This window comes from Agrobacterium sp. fls2-241-TYG-188a, assembly GCF_030209845.1.
Window position 1 is genome coordinate 181,390 of sequence record NZ_JARVRD010000008.1, and the last position, 20,473, is coordinate 201,862.

Consider the following 20,473-nt stretch of genomic DNA (forward strand, 5'->3'; position numbering starts at 1 on the left):
GCTGCAGTTTGTCTTATACGCTCTTGATGAAATACGAACCTCCGCACGTATGATAGATTCGATAAACTCCTGTCTTTTAAGCAGATTCGACGCTCGTCTCGTTGATAGGCTACGCATTTTCCGAACCGGCTAGTGGACTGGCCTCAAGCCCGGTTGGCTTCTGGTGTGCCTACAAGGATTGCTGCGGCCGCATTTGCTTTTTGAAGCGCGTCGTTCATCGCTTTACCACACGCAATTTGCGCGGCGAGCACGCCAATGAACTCATCTCCTGCACCGTGCGTGCTTTCAACCTTCACCTTGACGGCTTCCATCGCAATTTCTTCCCCACCGTGATTTACATAGGCAACGCCTGAACCGCCAGCGGTGACAACAACTTCTGGATAGACCTTCGCAAGCTTCCGTGCGGCTTCAAGCGCGCCATCAAGTGTCTCAACCACCGGAACGCCTGCAAGCATTTCCGCTTCGATGGCGTTGACGATGAGGATATCGATCAGTTGCTGGAGATCGTTGGACAGGGTACGCGCGGGCGCGGCATTGATCAGCACACGTCCGCCGGACTGCTTGACGGCTTTTGCACCAACGATGTTGGCTGCATCGGGAATCTCGTTCTGAAGGACAAGCAAAGTTGTTTTGGACAGCAGCTCTTGAGCAGCGTTCACGTCGGCTTCACCGAGGGTCAGGTTACTGCCGGAGACGATAACGGCGCCGTAATCGCCCTCGTCATCAAAAATCGCAACGCTCATGCCGGTGGATAGGGATGAGTCGCGCCTGACGAAGGTATGATCGACGCCTTTGTGTTTCAGATTGGCAAGCAAGAAGCGCCCGAAATCATCATCCGCGACGGCTCCGATCATCGAGGTCGCCACGCCCGTGCGCGCTGCCGAGACCGCCTGATTGCCGCCCTTGCCGCCGCTTTTGGGATGCCATGACGTGCCCGTTACCGTCTCGCCCTTGCGTGGCCGTGAAGGCCCCATAACGGCAATATCATAATGCAGACTGCCGAAAACGGTGACGAGAGGCGAGGATGTCATGAAGGTTTATCTTTCCGTTTGGATTTGACGGCAGACATGGTCCGGTCAAGATTTCGTTCGGCCGCTTGATAGTCGCGTTGCGCGACTGCCATGAAGACGGCGTCGAGGATATTCAGCTGCGCGATGCGAGCCGCGGCGTTTTCGCCCATGAGAGGCGAGCCCTGCGCAGTGGAACAGAGGACAACATCTGCGGCTTGTGCCAGGGCAGAGGAGTTGTAATTGGTTACCGCGATTGTCTGCGCGCCATTGCGCTTGGCGACTTGAAGCCCTTCGATGATAGCTGTCGTGTTGCCGGAATGGGAAAAGCCGATGGCGATATCGCCTTCGGACAACAGGGCTGCAGACATCAGCATCATGTGCACATCGTCAAACACGCTGGCGCGCACGCCGATGCGCAGGAACTTATGGGCGACGTCCCGTGCGATTTGCGCCGAACCGCCGACACCGTAGAAATCCCGATGCTTCGCGCCATGTATGAGGTCTGCGGCCTTGTCGAACGCCACCATATCGAGGATCGAAAGGGTTTCTTCCAGGGCATGGATCGATGTGCGGAAAACCTTCTGCACGATTTCCTGAGACGTGTCTTCGACCGAGAGTTCCTGGTGCATTTCCGCTGTGGGCTGGCGGTTATACTGGCTGACGGCGGTACGGAAATCACGATAACCGGCAAAGCCCAGCTTCTTGGTGATCTTCACCACCATGGCTTCGGACACACCGGCATCGTCTGCGATCTGTTTCAGCGATGTCTCATCGCTGAAATCACGCATGGCGAACACGGTATCGACAACCTTCGCTTCGAGCGGCGTCAGCAATGGCATCATCATGCGGATGCGTGGGCCGACGGCCTTTGTGTCGAAGCTTTCCGAATTCATTCTCTTCCCCTTGTCGCACGATCAATCATCATGGCAACGAGGATTATAAGGCCAGTGGCGAGCAGTTGATAGAAGGCCTGAACATTCATCAACGTCAAACCATTGCGCATTGCACCCAGAATGATCGCGCCCAGAATGGTCCCGAGGATGCTGCCCTTGCCGCCCATAAGTGATGCACCGCCGATGGCCGCTGCCGCGATGGCATCCAGTTCCCACAGGTTCCCAAGAATAGGCTCAGCAGCGCCAAGGCGACCGATGAGGATAAGCGAGGCAAGTGCGGCCAAACCACCGGAAATCACATAGGCCGTGATTTTGGTGCGCGCGATGGGAACACCAGCGACATAGGCCGCCTCTTCATTGCCACCAACCGCCATCAGATATTCACCAATCGGTGTCTTCTTGAGCAGAATCCATGCGGCAATGGCAACGACAGCGACGATCAAAACAGGGGTTGGAATGCCGAAGAAATTGCCGTTGAAGAGAGAGCGGAACCCTGCGGGAATACCGAGAACTGGATTGCCGCCGGTGTAGATCAGCGCGATGGCGCGGTACGTACTGAGCGTGCCGAGTGTCACGATAAAGGGTTGCAGGCCGACATAGGCAACAAGGCCACCATTAATGAGGCCGCAAAGGACGCCAACGCCCAAACCCGCGAGGATAGCCAGCGGTATCGGTGTGCCAGCGACGAGCAGGCTGGCAGTGACGACCGCGGAGATCGCAGCCGTCGGGCCGACCGACAGATCGATGCCGCCGGAGATGATGACCAGCGTCATGCCAAGCGCCAGGCACGCATTGATGCTAGACTGCTGGAGAATGTTGACGAGGTTTCTCTCGGAAATGAAACCGGGAACCAGTGCGGCAAACACCGCCATGATGACGATGAGGCCGATCAGCGTTCCCGCATCGCGCAGCGAAAACGAGAAGCGGCGGAAGGCCGGAGCGGAGGTGGCGGGTGCATTGGAAGTGCTGGTCATGGAATGTCCTGTCGGTTCACACGGGTCGCGCCATGCGCGCGTCATCCGTATCGGCATTCGCCCCTGGAATGGCATGCGCGACAATCGCGCTTTCGCTCAGTTGATCACGTTCAATGGTCGCGGCAATCCGCCCTTCGCGCATGACCAGCACGCGGTCAGACAGACGGATGACTTCCGGCAGTTCGGAAGAGACGACAATGATGGAATGGCCCTCGCGGGCGAGGTCTTCGATCAGATGATAGATTTCCGACTTGGCGCCGACATCGATGCCGCGGGTCGGCTCATCAAACAGCAGGATTTGCGATTTCGCCGCCAGCCAGCGCGCGATGATCGCTTTCTGCTGGTTGCCGCCGCTGAACAGGCGGATCGGGCGATCCAGCTGGAAGGGCCGTAGATTGACGCGCTTCAACAAATCCTGCGCAGTCGTGCGGAGTTTCGAATTGTTGATCAGACCGCCAGACGAGAAACTGCCGAGGGAGGCAAGCGCCATATTGGTGGCGACGGGGCGCAAGGGAATGATGCCTTCACGCTTGCGTTCTTCCGGCACCAGCCCGATACCGGCGGCAATGGCATCGCGCGGATTGGCGAAGCTCTGCTCCTTGCCGTCGATGCTGATCGATCCCGCGCTTAAGCGGTCGACACCTGCCAGCAGCCGCAGGAGTTCCGTGCGGCCAGAGCCGACAAGCCCGGCAATGCCGAGAACTTCACCCTTGTGCAATGTGAAGGACACATCGCGAATTCTGGTGGCTGAAGACAGGTTTCTGGCTTCAAGCTTGACGGTCTCGGTGACGAAGGAATTATGCTCTTCTTGCATCAATTCACGACCGACCATCTTGGCGATCACGTCGGTTTCCGAAACCTTGGCAAGATCGACAATGTCCACCAGCTTGCCATCGCGCATGATGCTGGAGCGCTGGCAGATGCGGAACACCTCATCCATCTTGTGCGACACATAAATAATGGAAACGCCGCTTTGCGACAGGCTGGCGATGACCTCTGCCAGACGATCAAACTCGCTGGGTGTCAGGCTCGATGTCGGCTCGTCCATGGCGATAACCTTCGCCTTGTCGAGAAGCGCGCGACCGATTTCAACGATCTGGCGCTGCGCGACCTTCAGCGACGATATTGGTGCAGAGGGGTCGATGGTCTTGTCGATCATCGCAAGAGCTTCGGCGGCGCGGGCTTCCTGCTCGCGGCGGGACACGAACATGCCGCCCATATGCGTTAGTGAATGTCCGAGAAACATGTTCTGGGCGACGCTCAAATGCGGCACCTGCTGAAGTTCCTGGTGGATCATGGCGATACCGGCGGCACGCGCATCCATCGGCTTTTTGAAGGCAACCGCCTCACCATCTACGAATACGGTGCCGGATGTGGGGCGAAATACGCCCGAAAGAATGCGCAAAAGCGTGGATTTGCCAGCACCGTTTTCACCGAGAAGCCCATGGATTTCGCCGGGAGCCACGTCAAACGAAACGTCCGTCAGTGCGTTGACGCCGGGAAAGCTTTTGGAAATCGTCTCGAATCTCAGTCGTGGCGTCATCGTTCCACCTCTTAGGCTGGATGGAGATGCCGAGGATAGGTCGGCATCTCCTTGAGCATTGATCACTTGGCAGTCTTGGCGTCTTCCATCAGCACGGCGCGCACATCGACGCCCTGGCCCTGATAGCGGCTGAGATTGTCTTTCGTGATAAGGGCCTGCGGCGTGGCGACAACGCGGGACAGTTTCTGTCCGGCCACCAGACGAAGCGCTGTCTCAAGCGCAACTTCGCCCGTCAAAACTGGGAAGCTATCCACGGTGCCGGTGAGTTCGCCCGCCTTGATGGAGGCATAAGCGTCGGAGATGCCATCGGTGCCGAACACCGCGACCTTGCCTGCAAGGCCAGCTGCCTTGACCGCCTCGACAATACCCAGCGCCATGCCGTCATTGTTGGCATAGAAACCAATCAGGTCAGGATGCTGGTTGAGGATGTTGGTGGCGGCGTCATAGGAGGTCTGACGATCCCAGTTGCCAGGGACGCTGGCAACAACCTGAAACTTGTCGTTCTGGGTAATGGTGGACTTGAAGCCATCGGTGCGCTGCACGGCGGCGTAAACGCCAGCCTGACCTTCGACAATGGCCACCTTGCCGCCCTGCGGACGGTTTTCGATAAACCACTTGGCAACGCGCACACCATTATCGCGCTGAACGTTGCCGACATAATGTTCAGCCTGCGGAATAACGGCATCATTGACGTTGACGACAGGAATATTGGCGGCCTTGGCTTGCTCGATAACCGGCTGAAGATTGGCATCCGTCTGCGGCGAAACGAGCAGAACATTGTAGCCCTGCGTGATCATGCCCTCGGCAATCGTCAGCTGACCCAGTTGGTCGCCTTCGCTCTGCGCGGCCTGATAGGCGACGGGAACGCCGACCTTCTTGCCGAAGGCCTCGTATCCCAGACCCAGGGAGCGCCAGTATTCATTGGTCAGCGTCTTGGAAACCGCACCGGCCTTTGTGCCCTCAGGCAGTTTCGGGAACGGCCCGAGCTTGGCTTCCAGCTGCGACCAGTCCATGCGGTCCTTTTCCGTGTCGGAATTCAGTGGCGCAAGTTCCTGCGCAAAGGCTGCGCTGAACAGGAAGCTGGCGGCAAGCCCGGCAGCGAGTGTCGTCTTCAAAAAGGTCTTCATCGGTTTCCTCCCAGATGGAATGTGTCCGCACACCTTCGGCATGCATTGTGACGAGGTTTTGGATTTTTTGCGCAGATCAGCCGAGCATCAGTTCCTGAATGACGGCCTGCGCGGAAACGGCATCCTGACGTTCAATGGCACCGGACAGGCGATTGTCCTGCTCGATCCGATCCACGATTTTCAGCATCCGCTTGACTGTCTGAATGTTGACTTCACATTCGTGAACCGGGTCGAGGCCCGTCATGTCAGGGAAAGTGTCGAAATAGATTGCGCCGTCATAGCCGTCTTTGCGGATCTGTCGCAGAAGCTCGATCGTCTGCTGCGTGTGAACAGCACCAACCATCAGGCCGTCATCACGCTTGGCATAACCATCATTGAGGTGGACGCCGAGAACGCGGCTGTAGCGGGCGATCAGGGCTGCAGCGAATGCAGGCTGCTCGTCGGCGTAGAGCACATGAGCGAAGTCCAGCGTCACACCGAGATTGGGCATATCCACATCCTTGATGGCCAGAAGCGTGGTCGCGCAATCGGGCATCAGGCTGTAGGAACGCGGCTCGTTCGGCTTGTATTCGATGCTGACGAGGCAATCCGCGTCATGCGCGCAAACTTCACGAATTCCATCAATCTCGTGTTGCCATAGAGTGTGATAATCGGCCTGGAAGGCGTAATCGAAACCATCCTGCCCCAGCCACAGCGTCATCAGATTGCTGCCAGCAGCGCGCGCGGCATCGATACCCTTCTTCGTCAGATCGATCGCTTCACGCCGCACAGCTGCGTCAGGATTGGTGAAGGCACCGATCTTGAAAGCCGGATTGGTGTAATAGCGCATGGCAAAGCCATTGATTGCAAGCCCCAGATCGCCGATCTGGCGCGCAAGAAGTGCCGGGTCATCGGCCACATGGTCGGGATAATTCAGATCGAGATCCGTCAGACCATCAACCTTCGCAGCACGCTTCGCCATCTGCAGCATGGTCGGTTTGCCTGAAAGATCAGGCCACTCGGCAGCAGGCTTCGAGGCGAATGAATTCAGTCGGGTGGCGAATTTCAATTGGGTCACGGATCTTGCTCACTTCGGTAACTGTTGACGCAACTTCACAAATTAAAACTATTTTGTAAAGCACTATATGTTGTGCATCGCATCAATTCGCTGCGGGAGGCGTCATTATCAGACCTTATTTGCCACCCCGAAGACGTGGCAAAGCCGGCTGCCCGGATTTCGGCAGCCCGCGATGTTTGCGCATGAAAAGTCTATTCGTCGTTCAGCCCGAGCTGGCCGCTTCAGCGCGCCAGAACGGCTTCGATTTCGGCACACGTCGGCATTGCCGGGGCTGTTCCCCGCCTTGTGACAGCAATGCCCGCGGTGGCGCATCCGAACCGGGCAGCCTCAAGCGGTTCTACGCCGCGCGAGATTTCGGCAGCGAAACCTCCGACGAAGGCATCTCCGGCACCGGTCGTATCGATGGCGGGACCACAGGAGAAGGCGGGCACATGGACTGACCTATCCGGCGCATGAAACAACACGCCGCGCGCGCCGAGCGTGATGATGGCCACGCCGACGCCGCGTGACAGGAACACGTCACCGGCTCGTTTTGCGTCATCGATGGTATCGATGGGGAAACCAACAAGTGCGGCGGCTTCCGTTTCGTTGGGTATGACGAAATCGCAAAGGCCGTACATCTCCGCCGGAAACGTCTCCGCCGGAGCGGGATTGAAGATTGTTGTCACATTGGCAGCGCGCGCAATGTCCAGCGCATAGCGGGCGGCCTCGACAGGCTGCTCCAGCTGCGTGACGAAAACGGACGACTGCGCGATCGTATCGCGCGCCGCTTCCACATCGCTGATGCCAATAGTGCCCGCCGCTCCCGCATAGACGATGATGGCGTTGTCGCCGGTCTTGTCATTGACGTAAATGAAGGCAGCACCGGTGGGCTGGTCGTCCATGATTGTCAGCTTTGCCGTAACGCCTGCCGCCTCATAGGTCTTCAGCGCTAGATCCCCGAATGTGTCGCGACCAATCTTGGAAATGAACGACACCTCCCCCCCGGCCCTTGCCGCCGCAACCGCCTGATTGGAGCCCTTGCCGCCGGGGCCGACCGCAAAGCCGCTACCGGTGATGGTTTCACCCAGAACAGGCATACGCGGCGCAAGATAGGCGGTGTCGGCAACGAAAATGCCGAGGATGGAAACGCCAGATTTCATTCAAGACCTCATTTGACAGCGCCTGCGGTGAGGCCCTTTACGATGTAACGTTCCATGAAGACACCAACGAGAACGAGCGGCATGATGGCAGCCGTCGCGATGGCCGCCATAGACCACCAATTGATGCCCTGAGACCCCGTCTGGCTTGCTACCATGACCGGCAATGTCTTGGCATTCGAGCTGGTTAGCAAGGCTGCGAAGAAATATTCGTTCCAGCAGAGAATGACGGAAAGAATGAAAGCCGCGACCATTCCGGGCAAGGCAATGGGCAGCACGATGCGCATGAACGCCCCCCAGATCGAGCAACCATCCACCAGTGCTGCCTGCTCAAGCTCGACAGGAATGGTGTCGAACTGGTCGCGCATGATCCAGATGACGATGGGCAGCACCATCAGCGTGTAGACGAGGATGAGGCCGATCAGCGTATCCAGCAGCATGAGATGCTTGTAGAGAACCAGAAACGGCATCGCCAACACAACGGGCGGAAGAATGAGCTGCGACAGGAAGAAGAAGGAAATGTCCTTGTTCTTCATCCAGAGAAATTTGTAGGAAAACCGGCTGAGTCCATAGGCCGCCAGTGAGCCGATCAGCACGGCCAGAAACGATGCGCCAGCCGAGGCAACGATGCTGTTGAAAAAGCGGCGAATGAATTCATCGCGAACCGTCGATTGCGCAAAGATCGTATCGGGCGAGAGACCCAGCGAGCGCCAGCCTTTCCAATCCGGCTTAAAGTCAACGAAGGGAATGAGATGCCCCTGCGTGACATTCACTGCCGTCTTGAAGGATGTGGTGATGGTCCAGTAGATTGGAAACAGCGACACGAAAGCCCAGAACACCAAGGCAGCATAGATCAGCAGACTGCTGGTCAGAAACTGCGGGCGGCGGGACCAGAGGCTTGGTCGTGGGGTGGATGTTTCAACATGTGTTGCCATCGGCTTCAGCCTCAATTGTCGCGTTGCATCCATCGGCTCGCCCCTTTGAGGATGAGCGCGACGAAAATGATGATGATGACGAGATAGAATTCCGCGAGCATGGTGCCGTAGCCGACATTGGAACGGTCGCGGTATTCGCGGAAGATGAAGCTGGACACGGTATCGGTCGCCCCGCCCGGCCCGCCTGCTGTCACATTGATGACGATATCGGCGAGCTTCAGCTGGAAGATGATGCGCAGAATGATGACGGTGATACTGACCGGCAACATCAGTGGAAAGGTGATTTCCTTGAAGCTCTGCCAGCCGGACGCACCATCCACCTTCGCCGCCTCCTTGATTTCGGAAGGCAAAGCCTGAAGACCCGCCAGCAGCAGGATCATCATGAAGGGAATCGAGACCCAGGCATCCATGGCCATGATCGAGGTCCGTGCCAGCCATGGTGTCGAGAAGAATGCGGGATTGTCCCAGCCGAGGTGTCGCGCAAGCGTCGCCGCCGGTCCGAAGCGATATTCCATCAGCGATTTGCCAATCATCCAGCTGACTGCAACGGGGCTGAGCATCAGCGGCAGCAGAAAGGCGACACGGAAGAATTTGCGCGCCTTGATCTCCGCGTTGAGCAGCAGTGCCAGCCCAAAGGCAATGGCATATTGCACCAGCACCGAAAGAACATAATAGACCATGTTCAGCAGCGCGTTCCAGAAATAGCGATCCGCAAACAGCGTGCGCAGGTTATCCAGCCCGTTGAAACGGCGGCCTGCCACCGCACTCAGGTTCCAGTCGGTGAATGCAATGTAAAGGCCGAAAACGGTGGGAAACACCACCATGGCGACGGTGAAGAGCACGGCGGGAAGCACGAAAGCGGCACGCTGGCCCGCCTCGCCGCGGATCATAACTTGCGCTGCGCAAAGCGCCACCGCCCATATGATGTAGGCAAACAGCAGCGGCTGCCAACTGACAAGCCCCAAAGTTGTCAGGCCCGCGGCTTCGGTTATCTGAAGCAGAAGCACGCCGAAAAGCAGCACCGTAGCGGCCACAAGCAAAAGCTTGCCGCGCTGCGCAGAGCTTGGTGGAACGACGGTTCGCTCCACTGGGCTGATGGTATGCGTGCTTGTATGCGACATGGGTAGACCTCGGGGCCATCAGGTAGAACAGAAACTATGAACTCAGGCGGCAAAAACCCGCCGCCTGAGATAGAGCAAACTCGAAGCCTCTAGCGGCGCCTCATGCGCCGAGCGATGCCTTGTAGAGTGCAATCTGCTTTTCGCGGCCGAGTTGATCGGTCAGTTTTTCCCAAGCGGCAGCAATGGCATCCGCACCCGCCTGCGCGCTGGCCTGGCCGGCAAACACCTTCGCAAGCTCATCCTCCGCAATGCTGTAATATTGGAAGATGCCGGGAATACGCGGCTCAATCGCAGCATTGGGGTGGTTGTAGGAGTTGGATTGCGAGGCAAGATAGTTCGAGATGAAGGCCTCGTCATAGCCCGCCGTCACCCATTCCTTGATGTCGAACTGGCTCTTGCGATAGCACTGGAAGCCGGATGGATAAGCTGCTGTCCACAGCGAGATATCCTTGCCGCCCAGATGGGCCGCCGCACTCCAGGCTGCCTTCTTCTTTTTCTCATCACTATCGACCCGCGACATGACGTAGACGCCCCAGCCGAGATAGGCCATGTTCGGCGCATGGTTCGGGCCGCTGGCAAGCTTTTCCCATTTGCCGGTCTTCGAATTATAGACATCGTCAGAACCCGGCAGGATGTCGAAGCCGATGGTATCGCCCACAACAGAACTATCGCTGGTGCGTGCGGCAGCCCCCACATCACCCCACCACGACACCATGGAACCGGTTCCAGCCAGAAACTGCTGGAATGCGGTGGTGCCGGGGTCAGCGTTCAACTGGTCACCCGCTTCCGATGGCAGGGCATCGATAACGTCCTGAATGGCGCGGACCCAGGCAGGGTTGTTGATGCGCGGCTTCATTGTGTCAGCGTCGAACAGCCATGCCTTGTCATCCGGGTGCTTGGCATAGGCCGTTGCACGGCTGCCAAGGAAGTAGAAGCCGAAACCACCCCATGCCTTTGGCGCATCGAGATAACCGATGGCATCCCCACCGGCGACCGTCTTGCCCTTGAGGAATTTGGTGACTTCCTGAACCTTCTGCCAGGTCTTCGGCACGCCCCACTCGCCCTCATGGCCCTCGTCCTTCCAGGCTTTAGCAAGGTCGGCATCGGTGAAGTAGTCGGTACGATAATTGAAGTTGTGGCAGTCGCCATCGACGGACACGCGGTAGGTCTTGCCATCCCAAGTCCCGACGGGTGCTTTCAGGTAATCGACATAGTCGTCCATGTCGATCTGGGCCTTGACCCAATCCGGCATTTCAGAAGCTAGTCCCTTGCCGCAGACATCCCCCTCGAACGGCGCGCCCATTTCCAGAATATCGAAATCGACCGTGCCCGTGGCAATGGCCTGTTGCAGACGTGGATTGTAATCTGCCTGCGCCAGATCGATCCAGGTAATCTTGGCGCCGGTATATTCTTCCCATGGCTTCAGAAAACCGCGGAAAAGAACGTTGTGAAGGTTCTGGTTGTTGAGGCCCATGAAGGACAGCTCGACGCCGGCAAACTCGCCCTGCTTGACGTTCTTCTTCGTCGCCTCCAGGCACATTTCGCCAACCTTTTGCCAATCGGCATCGGTTGGAGAGCCCTTGCCAACGCCCGGCACCTGCAAGATCTGCGTGCGCAAGGATGCATCCTGCGCGTACGCTGCTCCAAACGGACCCAGCATGCTGCCTGCGGCGGCCACGGCCCCCAGGCTTGCGCCCGTCTTCAAGATGGCACGGCGGCTCAAGCCGATCGCCATCATTCTCTCGAAATCACTGACTTTCATGCGGTTCTCCTCCCGTTGATTTAGATATCGTCGCGTTTCTCCTCGCCGCGACGAAAAGATTTCATTCCAGCCTCAGCCCGCTTTCCCCATCGAAAAGATGGACCAGCGCAACATTCGGCGTCATCGCAATCGTGCCGCCCGCAGGCTCTTCCACGCGGTCACGAAACACGCCAATGATTTTCTGCTGGCCGAGCTTAACAAAGACCTGCGTTTCAGAGCCGGTCGATTCCACCACCGTCACCTGCGCGCTGACAGCACCGCCGAGCGTGAAATGCTCCGGCCGAATACCGTAAAAGGCAGACTTGCCATCAGACCCGGCAGGCGCGCGTGACAGCGGCAGGCGAATGCCATCATCCGTCTCGAAACAGGGCTCCGCGGAACTGCGAATATGGCCTTTGATGAGGTTCATGGATGGAGAACCGATGAAACCGGCAACGAAGGTGTTGGCGGGTTTATCATACAGCGTCAGCGGCGAGCCGATCTGCTCCACGCGCCCATCGCGCAGCACGACGATCCGGTCGGCCATCGTCATGGCCTCGACCTGATCATGCGTCACATAGATCATCGTTGTCGCTAGGCGTCGCTGCAATTCCTTGATTTCCGCCCGCATCTGCACACGCAGCTTGGCATCAAGGTTGGACAGTGGCTCATCGAAGAGGAAGACTTTAGGATCGCGAACGATGGCACGCCCCATCGCCACACGCTGGCGTTGGCCACCGGAAAGCTGGCGCGGGTAGCGGGCCAGATAAGGCGTAAGATCGAGGATCTCAGCCGCTTTATGGACGCGGGCGTCGATATCCGCCTTTGTTTCTCCACGCATTTTCAGCGCAAAGCCCATATTCTCGGCCACGGTCTTGTGTGGATAGAGCGCGTAGCTCTGGAACACCATGGCGATATCGCGATCCTTCGGCGGCAGGTCGTTGACGACCTTTCCGTCGATCTGGATATCTCCAAATGTAATTGGTTCGAGCCCAGCGACCATGCGCAGCAAGGTCGATTTTCCGCAGCCGGACGGCCCCACCAGAACGACGAATTCGCCGTCGGGTATTTCAACGGAAACGCCATGGATCACCGTCAGGCTTCCATAGGCTTTTCCGACATTGACGATATTCATCGATGCCAAAAGCTGTTCTCCTCCCGCGGCATCGCGCACTCCTCGCGACACTGCGCCTCTCTGTAAATGGGCGAGTACAGCCCGCCAGCTGCACTCGTCATCATCACGTTATCCTTGGGAGGACACATCCGTTAAACGAACTTCACACATATTTATATTTTTGTAAATTAGAGTTTCGCTAATTTTTTGAGAATTCTTCAAACTAGCTTGAGACCAGAGGTTTTATCGGAAAATAAACGGGAAATATTGTCACGCAGCGCGAAATTGCGACTCTTGCTTACATCTCTTGACCCGAAGCAATTGCAGACATTACAAATATGATATAACTCGTGAAGAATAGGTCTGCACTTCCTGGGAGGAGAAAGCAGTGCTCAAAGGTATCGACCCCATTATCAACGCAGAACTGATTCATGCCCTGATGTTGATGGGACACGGCGATCAGTTGGTTTTATGCGATATCAATCATCCTGCACAAACCATCGCGCGTCAAACGACCTATGGCCGCCTGATCGATGTTTCCGGCTGCGGCCTGGAGCGCGCCGCAGAAGCCATTTTAAAGCTTTTCCCGCTGGACACATTCGTCGATGCACCAGTCAAACGAATGCAGGTTGTCGGCGACCCTGACGGCCAGGTTCCAATATTCGCAGCCATGCAGGCGGTTATCGACCGTTCCGAGGGCCACCCCGTTTTGGTAGAACCACTGGAACGCTTCGCGTTCTACGAAGCCGCAAAAGCCTCGTTTGCCATCGTACGCACTTCCGATCCCGGACCCTATGGCTGCTTCATTTTCAGTAAAGGAGTCGTTTGATTGCTAGCCTACGGTACGAGATGCAGCTCAGCAGTCTTATTTTGACTTCAGCCGAGACTGTGCACCGCATTCGCGTGGGTTGAGCTGCATAACATCACCGGGCTTCGCCACCATAGTGTTGTAAAGTTGCATTTAGAACACGGAATTTAGATACAGACGCCTTGAATGGAATCGAACCCGCGACCTACTCCTCTGATAATCAATCGAAAGCGCTAGTATCACTCGATTTGCGCATGTGTGTTGGCACTAGAATCCTACGACGCTCTTCACAAGCCCGATAGAAGAAAGCTGACGTTTAATACTTTACCAAGAGCCACAAAGAAGTCTAATTTTCTGCCTGGCTCATACCGCGACGGGACAGACTCACACTCAACCAGACTGCCGAAACAAGAAAATAGAATGCTCCGAAGCCCGCATAACCGACGACCGTGGAGATCGAAGGTTCCAGCGGCATGTGCGCTTGATACATGAAGACAGCGCCTGCTAATGCCGATTGACCGCCACTTTGAATCATAGCCCATTGACCTCCGCTCGTTCTCCAACGCGTTATAGCAGTGCCAAGCTGAAGAAGCCCTGAAAAAATCGCCCAGAGTCCAAAGGCGCCCAGAACCCAGTTCATACTCATCATCAAAGCGATGATCACGGCGATTGTCATCATCGCGCTTGCAGTGGCGTTGATCGCCTGGCTGCGGTTGACTGCCAAGCCACCACTCCTGGCCGCGTCAAGAACGTTGGCGGCCGCATCCCAAGCCGGATAGGCGATCAGCAGTGCGGCAGCTACCCCGAATGATTGCTGTCCGATGGTCAATGCCGCCGCGACCCACAACACAGAAAACGCCGCGCGCGCAAAGTAATACTGCTTAAGCCATTGCTCGTTGCCCCTTGCGGCAATGAAGGTATGATTGTTTGCCATTGTTGTTTCCACTTCTTGGATGATGAGATTTACTAAAGCGAGCTCGGTCAGAAAAAACCGACATGTTTGCCAAATGCAGTATTCTCGTCCCACTTGAATCGGCCAATTCGGTCGCTTTCGCCGGAGAGCTTCGCAGCTGGCTTCTCTGATACCTCGACGGTCGGTGAGCGGTCGTGCGAAGGATCCACGAGAGCAATGCCTTGATGACTTTCCTGGCGCATGCGCTTGTCGAATGCCTCGGTGATCTCCTCTTGGCGCTTTGCGACCCATCGACCGTCGGGATCAGAGAGGATCGAGTTGGTTTGACCGATCTCAACAGGTGGCGAAGAAGCGATAGCTGAGATGGGCATTACTTTTTGAACTAGGCGTCTGCTCATGTGCTGTGATCCCGTGGTTTGCTTTTTGATTGCCTCAGATGCCGGCGTACCATTCGTACCCGCGGTCTTCCCAATAGCCGCCGTTGCCTCCCCACAAGCCGGCAAAGCTGTCGACCAGCTCGATGCGCATGATGTATTTTGCCTGCTTGTAACCCAGCTGCCGCTCGACCCTCAGCCGCAACGGCGCGCCGTGGCCGACGCTCAGGTCTTGGCCGTTCATCTGGTAGGCGAGGATGGTTTGAGGATGTACTGCGTCGATAAGATCGATGCTCTCGTAATAGCGGCCGCTCCCGTCGAGAGTCTTTTCGAGTTCGTCGGCACAATGAAGCACGACATAGCGCGCCGTGGGCTTCAACCCGGTCATTCGCAACAGGCTGCCGAGCGGAACGCCCGTCCATTTGCCGATGGCGCTCCACCCCTCCACGCAGTCATGGCGGGTGATCTGGGTGCGGGACGGGAGCGCCTTCAGATCGGCAAGCGAAAACATCTGAGGCCGATCAACAAGACCGTCGATCTTCAGTCGCCAGTTTGCGAACTTGCCTTCCAACAGTTCCGCATATTCCTCACTGTCGGGCGCGCTCGTTCCATTGACACGGAAAGAGGGAGAAATATCCTTTTCGTCAAACTCACGCGCCAGAGCATCACGTCCCTGAAGCAGTCTCTGTGCCTTCATCGTTAGGTCTTCGGCCGAACGGAGAACATTGGCGACGTTCGCGTTTTGGTCGAGCAGGTCACATCCGGAAAGGGTCAAGGCGCTAGCGCCAAGAGTGCCACCAATCAAAAAGCGGCGTCGAGTAAAGAGCTTGCTCATGATTTCGGGCCTTTTTCCTGGATCGCATAGCGTCCGGTGATCATCGAGCGGATGTTGTTCCAGGTCCCGGAAAGGATCACCATTGCCACATGCACAATGACGAAGATGACAAGCGCCGATGCGGTTATGAAATGGATCGTGCGCGCGGACTGGCGTCCGCCGAAAACATCGACAAGGGACGGCAGAGCGGCATCGACGCCCGGCGACATGGTCAGGCCGGTCAAAACCATCAGAGGCAGGAGGACGACAATGACCGCCAGATAGGTGAGCTTTTGAAGCGCGTTGTAATGCCTGGCCTCCTCCCCTTCGGGGAAGCGGAGACGAGCGTGGTCGAGAACCTCGCGGCCGAGATGGCGAGGCGAGAGTTCGTGCACCTTCGGCACCAGGTCTCGCCTGAAATGTCCGCTTAGAAGGCTGAAGCCAAGATAGAGAATACCATTGATCACAAACAGCCAGGCAAAGAAGAAATGCCAGCGACGTCCAGCCGCGAGATCCTGGAACGAGGGGATTGTTGCCCAAGACGGGAAAGCGCGCGCAGTCGGCTCCCCATCAACATTGGAAACACCGAGAACGCCAGTTGCAGGAATCTGTAGCCCTGCGACACGCAAGAAGCCGCTTGGCGTGCCTGCACGGTCGTCGGAGCCGATTGTCAGGACGGCCGGGTCGCCGTTCGCGCCATAATGACCCCAATAAAGCTCCGGGTGGGCATTGAAGATCTGCAGCCCGCTCAAAAGAAGGAAGCTCAGGCAAAGCACGTTCAGCCAGTGCGTAAGCCGAGTTACAACGGAGTGACGACGGATGAAGATCGTCCGAGGATATTGAACATTGTCATTGGAAGCGTTTGCGCTCATCTCAGCGTCTTTCATCTGTGGCATTTACGGCTGCAGATCGAACAACCTCGATCTGTAAGTCACCGGCCGAAGCAGTATGGCGGCTGCTCCGGCCAGTGACGGCGTGGTCTTCACATGGGGGGAACCACGCCGTTCTTGCCGACGACCACCTGGTGGGCGATCGGGCCTGTTGCAGCCTTTTCGGCGGTGATGAAGACAACGGCGCCGGGAACGAGATCATCCTTGGTGGCTCCAGCGATGGTCACGACAGGCGTCCCATCCGGAATGGCGATCTTCTTTTCCTTCCCATGATAGGTGACCGTGACGGTCCGGCCATCAACGCCCTTAACGGCATCCGCGACCGTCGCATTGGTCATGCTGCTGTCGGGCTTCAGATCCCAACCGTAGCTACCCTCGCCTGTGCCTTTCATTGCCGGCGGGAAAATGAGGACCTCAAGCGCTCCATCGCCGCCGTCGGCCCTTGGCAAGGATGCGATACCCACGAAATCGCCCGGCTTGATATCTGTGATCTTGGCATCCGCGACCCCAGCCACCTTCCAGTCGTCGGCAAGCGCCACATCGATTGTCTCGCCTTCGCGCGTCTTCACTTTGAGCGTTGAACCCTGGTAGTCGACGATGCTGCCGCGGACATGGATCGGCGCGGCTTTCTTATCTTCGGCAGATGCGGGTGTCGAAAGGACTGTCACCGAAAGGATGCTGGTCAGCCCGAGGGCCACAGCGGGGAATACATTTTTCATTTTTATCTTCCTACTAGTTGGTAGTTTCATTGGACGCGATTGGCCTGAGCAGGCTAGCTACGCAGGATTAGTGAGAGACAGTCGGCGTAAGGCGGTTGAGAGCAGGTGAAAGTATCGTCGAAAAGACCTCCGGTTTCCCGTAGGCTCTCGCCGAGAGCATCGCCCCATATACCGTCGCCAGAAACGCTTCGGCTTCGACATGCGGTTCGCTCGTGAGATTGAGCGTCCCGCTTTTGTAGCCACGTTCCATAACCGTCGTCAGCCACGATGAAATGAAGCGAAAGAAATTCGTCACCTCGGCTGCGACTTCCGGCGGAAGGGATGGCAGTTCACTGGCAAGCAAAGCACACACACAATAGGGCCTGCTCGCATCCTCGATGCATTTGGCCCAGTGGTTCGCATAGACTTTAAGGACGTCCAATGCGTCTGGAACATTCTGTTCGAGAGTGACAACGCTCGCCTGCCCGTCTTCCCGGTAACGCTTGACCAGCTCACGCACCAGATCGACCTTGCTGGGGAAGTGGTGGTGGATGCTGGCCTTGCGTATGCCGACCACTTCCGAGATATCTGCATAGCTGAACCCGTTGTAACCCCCACTCATGATGAGGTTGCGCGCAGAGGCCAGGATTTCGTCAGAAGTGTTCGAAAGATTGCTCATGGAATTTGTCTACCTTCTAGTAGGCAGAGTGTCAATAGCAAAAAGCTCTTCTCGCTTCTAACCGTCTGTGGAGACCGTAAGAGCTTTCCATGATGCGAGTTCCTGCTGCAAACGCTTGATCCGCGCCGTCACGTGGCTGAGGGCATCACTGCCAAGAAGGAGCTGCGGCGGGGGATTGTCCGATCCGATGAGAGTAAGCACAGCGGCGGCCAGCTTCTGGGGATCACCGAGCTGCTTGCCGCTCGCGGCCTGGCGCGCCTCGCGAATCGGATCGAAGAGGGTATCGTAGTCCGCAATCGACCTCTCTGTTCGGACCATGGAACGCCCAGCCCAGTCTGTCCGGAACGAGCCAGGGCAAAGCGTTGTAACCTGAACTCCAAACGGCGCCATTTCCGAGCGCATGACCTCGGAAATTCCCTGAAGCGCAAACTTGCTGCCGCAGTAATATGCGATACCGGGCATGGTGATCATACCGCCCATCGACGTGACGTTGACGATAAAGCCACGGCGGCGCTCACGGAACCTCGGAAGAAAGGCCTTGGCCACAGCGACAGCGCCAAACACGTTCACGTCGAACTGACGTCGCATCTCTTCGAGCGGCGATTCCTCGAGCACGCCCTCGTGGCCGTATCCGGCATTATTGATCAGCACGTCGACTGGCCCGTGTTCGTCCTCCGCTTGCTGGACAACGTCAGGGATGCGGTCGAAATCGGTGACGTCGCAAAGGACCGGGCGCAGTTCCGGGAGGGTCTTCGCCAGCCCTTCGCGCGAGGCTTCGGAGCGAACGGTCCCGATGACGGTGTGACCGGCTTCCATTGCGGCAGTGGCAATCGCCAGTCCGAAGCCCGAGTTCGCCCCTGTTATGAAAAACGTTTTGATCGACATTTATGAAACTCCTTGATTAACCATGGATGACAGATAATCTGAATGTGATCTCAACTCGATTGCGGATTGTCTCAAGGTTTTGCCTAATCCTATGATTTTTGAAGAACAGTCTGCCGTCCATGACCGGCTTGTCGGCTTGGCCGGACAACTGGCTCCTCGCCTCGGCTACAGTCAGACTGCGATCAGCTGTGTCCGCATCCTGCGCACTGAAGCGGTACTTGATGACGTTCCGGTTCTCTATAAGCCGGGGGCAGTGTTCGTATTGCAGGGAAGCAAATATGGAATCCTGGAAGGCGAAATCTACCTCTACGACGAGGACCATTATCTCGCTGTCTCAGTACCCGTTCCATTCAGGATGACTTCGAAGGCAAGTCCACAACGGCCATTGCTTGCCGTCTATCTGGAGTTTGATATGCAGATGGCGGCCGAGATTGCTTTGCAAGTGGAAGAACACGCAGGTCCCTCAGGCGCCGAACCGAGAGGGCTGCTCTCGAGCAAAATGGATTGCAATATCGAGGACGTCCTGCTTCGCCTGCTGACTGTGCTCAGCAACCCCGTCGATGTCGCCGTGCTCGGGCGCTCCATCCTGCGTGAACTGCATTATCGGGTCATGTCAGGGCCGCAGGGTGACGCGATGATCGCGGCCCTTCAACGCAGAGGGACCTCTGGAAGACTGATCGAGAGCGTGACGTGGCTGCGGGAGAATTACGCTTCCGAAATTGCCGTCGCGTATCTGGCCAAAGAGGTGGGCATGAGCGTTCCGTCCTATCACGTCCATTTCAAGAACCTGACCGGCTCAAGTCCGATGCAATATGTTAAGGCGATGCGGCTCCATGAGGCGCGACTTATGATCGCCCGCCGGAGCGGGACCATTGCAGACGCAGCTGCGTCGGTCGGCTACGTCAGCCCTGCCCAATTCAGCCGCGATTTCAGAAGGCATTTTGGACGCACGGCGTCGGAAGAGGCGAAGTGGGTCCACCAGCATCTTGGCCAGCAGGGCTGACCGATGCTCTGGCATAGTCCCGCAAATTAATCGCCAGATCCGCAGCGTGTCACTGCAATGCAGCTCGAAGGGCTGCTTCACAGTGAACCAAGGTCGTATCGAAGACGGGGACGCCGACATTACCCTCATTCAACAGCATGCCTACCTCGGTACAACCAAGGATCAGACAATCACTGCCTTGATCAATTAGTCGCTGCGCAATCCGTTCATACTTCAGTCGACTTTCCTCACGAACCACATCGCGACACAACTCGTCATAGATGATGCGATGGGTTTCCGCTCGATCATCGGCGTCAGGAATTATTGGTGACAGTCCTTGGGCGGTCAGGCGATCGGTGTAGAAATTCTGTTCCATCGTGAAAGCGGTTGCCATTAGCCCCGGCCTACGGAAACCGCTGTCCAGGATCGCTGTCGCAGTTGCATCTGCGATGTGAACGAACGGGATCGACACCCCGCCCAGGATCTTGTCCGCCACCTTGTGCATGGTATTCGTCGCCAGGATGAGGAGGTCAGCACCCCCGCGCTCCAGAGCAATGGCTCTTTCATTCAGGATATCTGCCGCCGCGTCCCAATCGGAAGATGCCTGTAGCTTTTCGATTTCGTCGAAGTCGACGGATCGTATGAGAAGCTCCGGCGAATGAAGTCCGCCTAGCCTTTCCCGCGTAAGCCTGCAGAGTTCACGATAATAAATCTGGGTCGAGGCCGCGGACATTCCGCCAAGTATGCCAATTGTTTTCAAATGCTTTCTCCATATT

At 57.0% G+C, this 20,473-nt stretch carries 21 protein-coding genes; 2 read left to right on the forward strand and 19 right to left on the reverse strand.

What is annotated here, in order from left to right; genetic code table 11:
* Window positions 1–143 precede the first annotated feature (143 nt).
* From QRN85_RS21420 to QRN85_RS21470, 11 genes are all read right to left on the reverse strand, one after another.
* Window positions 144–1,031 carry a ribokinase gene (locus QRN85_RS21420; protein WP_062585786.1) on the reverse strand — a complete coding sequence of 296 codons (888 nt, stop codon included), beginning with the start codon at window positions 1,029–1,031 and terminating at the stop codon, window positions 144–146.
* A complete protein-coding gene (locus QRN85_RS21425; protein ID WP_062585787.1) occupies window positions 1,028–1,903 on the reverse strand; it encodes a MurR/RpiR family transcriptional regulator in 876 nt (291 codons plus the stop codon). The genes QRN85_RS21420 and QRN85_RS21425 overlap by 4 nt, the downstream gene beginning before the upstream one ends.
* A complete protein-coding gene (locus QRN85_RS21430; protein ID WP_062585790.1) occupies window positions 1,900–2,877 on the reverse strand; it encodes an ABC transporter permease in 978 nt (325 codons plus the stop codon). Before QRN85_RS21430 ends, QRN85_RS21425 begins: the two co-directional genes overlap by 4 nt.
* A 16-nt stretch (window positions 2,878–2,893) precedes the next feature.
* Window positions 2,894–4,420, reverse strand: coding sequence for a sugar ABC transporter ATP-binding protein (locus tag QRN85_RS21435; protein WP_062585792.1), 1,527 nt, complete (start codon window positions 4,418–4,420; stop codon window positions 2,894–2,896).
* Between the two features lie 62 nt (window positions 4,421–4,482).
* Window positions 4,483–5,547 (reverse strand): sugar ABC transporter substrate-binding protein, encoded by a 1,065-nt coding sequence (locus QRN85_RS21440; RefSeq protein WP_062585794.1) that lies wholly within the window; start codon window positions 5,545–5,547, stop codon window positions 4,483–4,485.
* Window positions 5,548–5,623: 76 nt separating this feature from the next.
* Entirely contained in the window at window positions 5,624–6,595 is a 972-nt protein-coding gene (locus QRN85_RS21445) for a sugar phosphate isomerase/epimerase family protein (protein ID WP_062585796.1), read from the reverse strand.
* A gap of 230 nt (window positions 6,596–6,825) precedes the next feature.
* A complete protein-coding gene (gene rbsK / locus QRN85_RS21450) occupies window positions 6,826–7,746 on the reverse strand; it encodes a ribokinase (RefSeq protein ID WP_062585797.1) in 921 nt (306 codons plus the stop codon).
* Between the two features lie 8 nt (window positions 7,747–7,754).
* The gene (locus tag QRN85_RS21455; RefSeq protein ID WP_062586247.1) at window positions 7,755–8,678 is read right to left on the reverse strand and encodes a carbohydrate ABC transporter permease; all 924 of its coding nucleotides are present in this window, start codon (window positions 8,676–8,678) and stop codon (window positions 7,755–7,757) included.
* An 11-nt stretch (window positions 8,679–8,689) separates the two neighbouring features.
* Window positions 8,690–9,799, reverse strand: a complete 1,110-nt coding sequence (locus tag QRN85_RS21460; protein ID WP_062585799.1) for a carbohydrate ABC transporter permease — start codon at window positions 9,797–9,799, stop codon at window positions 8,690–8,692.
* 100 nt (window positions 9,800–9,899) lie between these two features.
* Window positions 9,900–11,561 (reverse strand): ABC transporter substrate-binding protein, encoded by a 1,662-nt coding sequence (locus QRN85_RS21465; RefSeq protein WP_062585802.1) that lies wholly within the window; start codon window positions 11,559–11,561, stop codon window positions 9,900–9,902.
* Between the two features lie 61 nt (window positions 11,562–11,622).
* Window positions 11,623–12,684, reverse strand: coding sequence for an ABC transporter ATP-binding protein (locus QRN85_RS21470; protein WP_062585803.1), 1,062 nt, complete (start codon window positions 12,682–12,684; stop codon window positions 11,623–11,625).
* Between the two features lie 358 nt (window positions 12,685–13,042).
* On the opposite strand from QRN85_RS21470, the gene QRN85_RS21475 reads away from it, so the two are divergent.
* Entirely contained in the window at window positions 13,043–13,483 is a 441-nt protein-coding gene (locus QRN85_RS21475; protein ID WP_062585806.1) for an RbsD/FucU family protein, read from the forward strand.
* 325 nt (window positions 13,484–13,808) lie between these two features.
* Here QRN85_RS21475 and QRN85_RS21480 read toward each other — a convergent pair whose 3' ends face one another.
* The 7 genes from QRN85_RS21480 to QRN85_RS21510 form a co-directional block, all read right to left on the reverse strand.
* Window positions 13,809–14,396, reverse strand: coding sequence for a DUF308 domain-containing protein (locus tag QRN85_RS21480; RefSeq protein ID WP_284760029.1), 588 nt, complete (start codon window positions 14,394–14,396; stop codon window positions 13,809–13,811).
* 47 nt (window positions 14,397–14,443) lie between these two features.
* Complete coding sequence (locus QRN85_RS21485; protein WP_122069154.1) at window positions 14,444–14,773, reverse strand: hypothetical protein; 330 nt, start codon at window positions 14,771–14,773, stop codon at window positions 14,444–14,446.
* A gap of 34 nt (window positions 14,774–14,807) precedes the next feature.
* Window positions 14,808–15,584: a molybdopterin-binding protein gene (locus tag QRN85_RS21490; protein ID WP_284760030.1), complete on the reverse strand. Its 777-nt coding sequence runs from the start codon at window positions 15,582–15,584 to the stop codon at window positions 14,808–14,810.
* A complete protein-coding gene (locus tag QRN85_RS21495; RefSeq protein ID WP_122069220.1) occupies window positions 15,581–16,435 on the reverse strand; it encodes a cytochrome b/b6 domain-containing protein in 855 nt (284 codons plus the stop codon). The genes QRN85_RS21490 and QRN85_RS21495 overlap by 4 nt, the downstream gene beginning before the upstream one ends.
* Before the next feature lie 110 nt (window positions 16,436–16,545).
* Window positions 16,546–17,172: a hypothetical protein gene (locus QRN85_RS21500; RefSeq protein WP_284760032.1), complete on the reverse strand. Its 627-nt coding sequence runs from the start codon at window positions 17,170–17,172 to the stop codon at window positions 16,546–16,548.
* Window positions 17,173–17,239: 67 nt separating this feature from the next.
* The gene (locus QRN85_RS21505; protein ID WP_284760034.1) at window positions 17,240–17,830 is read right to left on the reverse strand and encodes a TetR/AcrR family transcriptional regulator; all 591 of its coding nucleotides are present in this window, start codon (window positions 17,828–17,830) and stop codon (window positions 17,240–17,242) included.
* Between the two features lie 57 nt (window positions 17,831–17,887).
* The gene (locus QRN85_RS21510) at window positions 17,888–18,715 is read right to left on the reverse strand and encodes an oxidoreductase (RefSeq protein ID WP_284760036.1); all 828 of its coding nucleotides are present in this window, start codon (window positions 18,713–18,715) and stop codon (window positions 17,888–17,890) included.
* A 91-nt stretch (window positions 18,716–18,806) separates the two neighbouring features.
* Between QRN85_RS21510 and QRN85_RS21515 the strand changes: the two genes are divergently transcribed.
* Window positions 18,807–19,718, forward strand: a complete 912-nt coding sequence (locus QRN85_RS21515; RefSeq protein WP_284760037.1) for an AraC family transcriptional regulator — start codon at window positions 18,807–18,809, stop codon at window positions 19,716–19,718.
* Between the two features lie 49 nt (window positions 19,719–19,767).
* Here QRN85_RS21515 and QRN85_RS21520 read toward each other — a convergent pair whose 3' ends face one another.
* Window positions 19,768–20,457, reverse strand: coding sequence for an aspartate/glutamate racemase family protein (locus QRN85_RS21520; RefSeq protein WP_284760039.1), 690 nt, complete (start codon window positions 20,455–20,457; stop codon window positions 19,768–19,770).
* Window positions 20,458–20,473 lie beyond the last annotated feature (16 nt).

Bases quoted from the DNA above. Each gene is read 5' to 3' on its own strand.
- QRN85_RS21430 (WP_062585790.1), bottom strand. From the start codon at position 2,877: ATGACCAGCACTTCCAATGCACCCGCCACCTCCGCTCCGGCCTTCCGC.
- QRN85_RS21460 (WP_062585799.1), bottom strand. From the start codon at position 9,799: ATGTCGCATACAAGCACGCATACCATCAGCCCAGTGGAGCGAACCGTC.
- QRN85_RS21435 (WP_062585792.1), bottom strand. From the start codon at position 4,420: ATGACGCCACGACTGAGATTCGAGACGATTTCCAAAAGCTTTCCCGGC.
- QRN85_RS21440 (WP_062585794.1), bottom strand. From the start codon at position 5,547: ATGAAGACCTTTTTGAAGACGACACTCGCTGCCGGGCTTGCCGCCAGC.
- QRN85_RS21515 (WP_284760037.1), top strand. From the start codon at position 18,807: ATGATTTTTGAAGAACAGTCTGCCGTCCATGACCGGCTTGTCGGCTTG.
- QRN85_RS21465 (WP_062585802.1), bottom strand. From the start codon at position 11,561: ATGAAAGTCAGTGATTTCGAGAGAATGATGGCGATCGGCTTGAGCCGC.
- QRN85_RS21425 (WP_062585787.1), bottom strand. From the start codon at position 1,903: ATGAATTCGGAAAGCTTCGACACAAAGGCCGTCGGCCCACGCATCCGC.
- QRN85_RS21500 (WP_284760032.1), bottom strand. From the start codon at position 17,172: ATGAAAAATGTATTCCCCGCTGTGGCCCTCGGGCTGACCAGCATCCTT.
- QRN85_RS21510 (WP_284760036.1), bottom strand. From the start codon at position 18,715: ATGTCGATCAAAACGTTTTTCATAACAGGGGCGAACTCGGGCTTCGGA.
- QRN85_RS21505 (WP_284760034.1), bottom strand. From the start codon at position 17,830: ATGAGCAATCTTTCGAACACTTCTGACGAAATCCTGGCCTCTGCGCGC.
- QRN85_RS21495 (WP_122069220.1), bottom strand. From the start codon at position 16,435: ATGAGCGCAAACGCTTCCAATGACAATGTTCAATATCCTCGGACGATC.
- rbsK (WP_062585797.1), bottom strand. From the start codon at position 7,746: ATGAAATCTGGCGTTTCCATCCTCGGCATTTTCGTTGCCGACACCGCC.
- QRN85_RS21480 (WP_284760029.1), bottom strand. From the start codon at position 14,396: ATGGCAAACAATCATACCTTCATTGCCGCAAGGGGCAACGAGCAATGG.
- QRN85_RS21485 (WP_122069154.1), bottom strand. From the start codon at position 14,773: ATGAGCAGACGCCTAGTTCAAAAAGTAATGCCCATCTCAGCTATCGCT.
- QRN85_RS21455 (WP_062586247.1), bottom strand. From the start codon at position 8,678: ATGGCAACACATGTTGAAACATCCACCCCACGACCAAGCCTCTGGTCC.
- QRN85_RS21490 (WP_284760030.1), bottom strand. From the start codon at position 15,584: ATGAGCAAGCTCTTTACTCGACGCCGCTTTTTGATTGGTGGCACTCTT.
- QRN85_RS21420 (WP_062585786.1), bottom strand. From the start codon at position 1,031: ATGACATCCTCGCCTCTCGTCACCGTTTTCGGCAGTCTGCATTATGAT.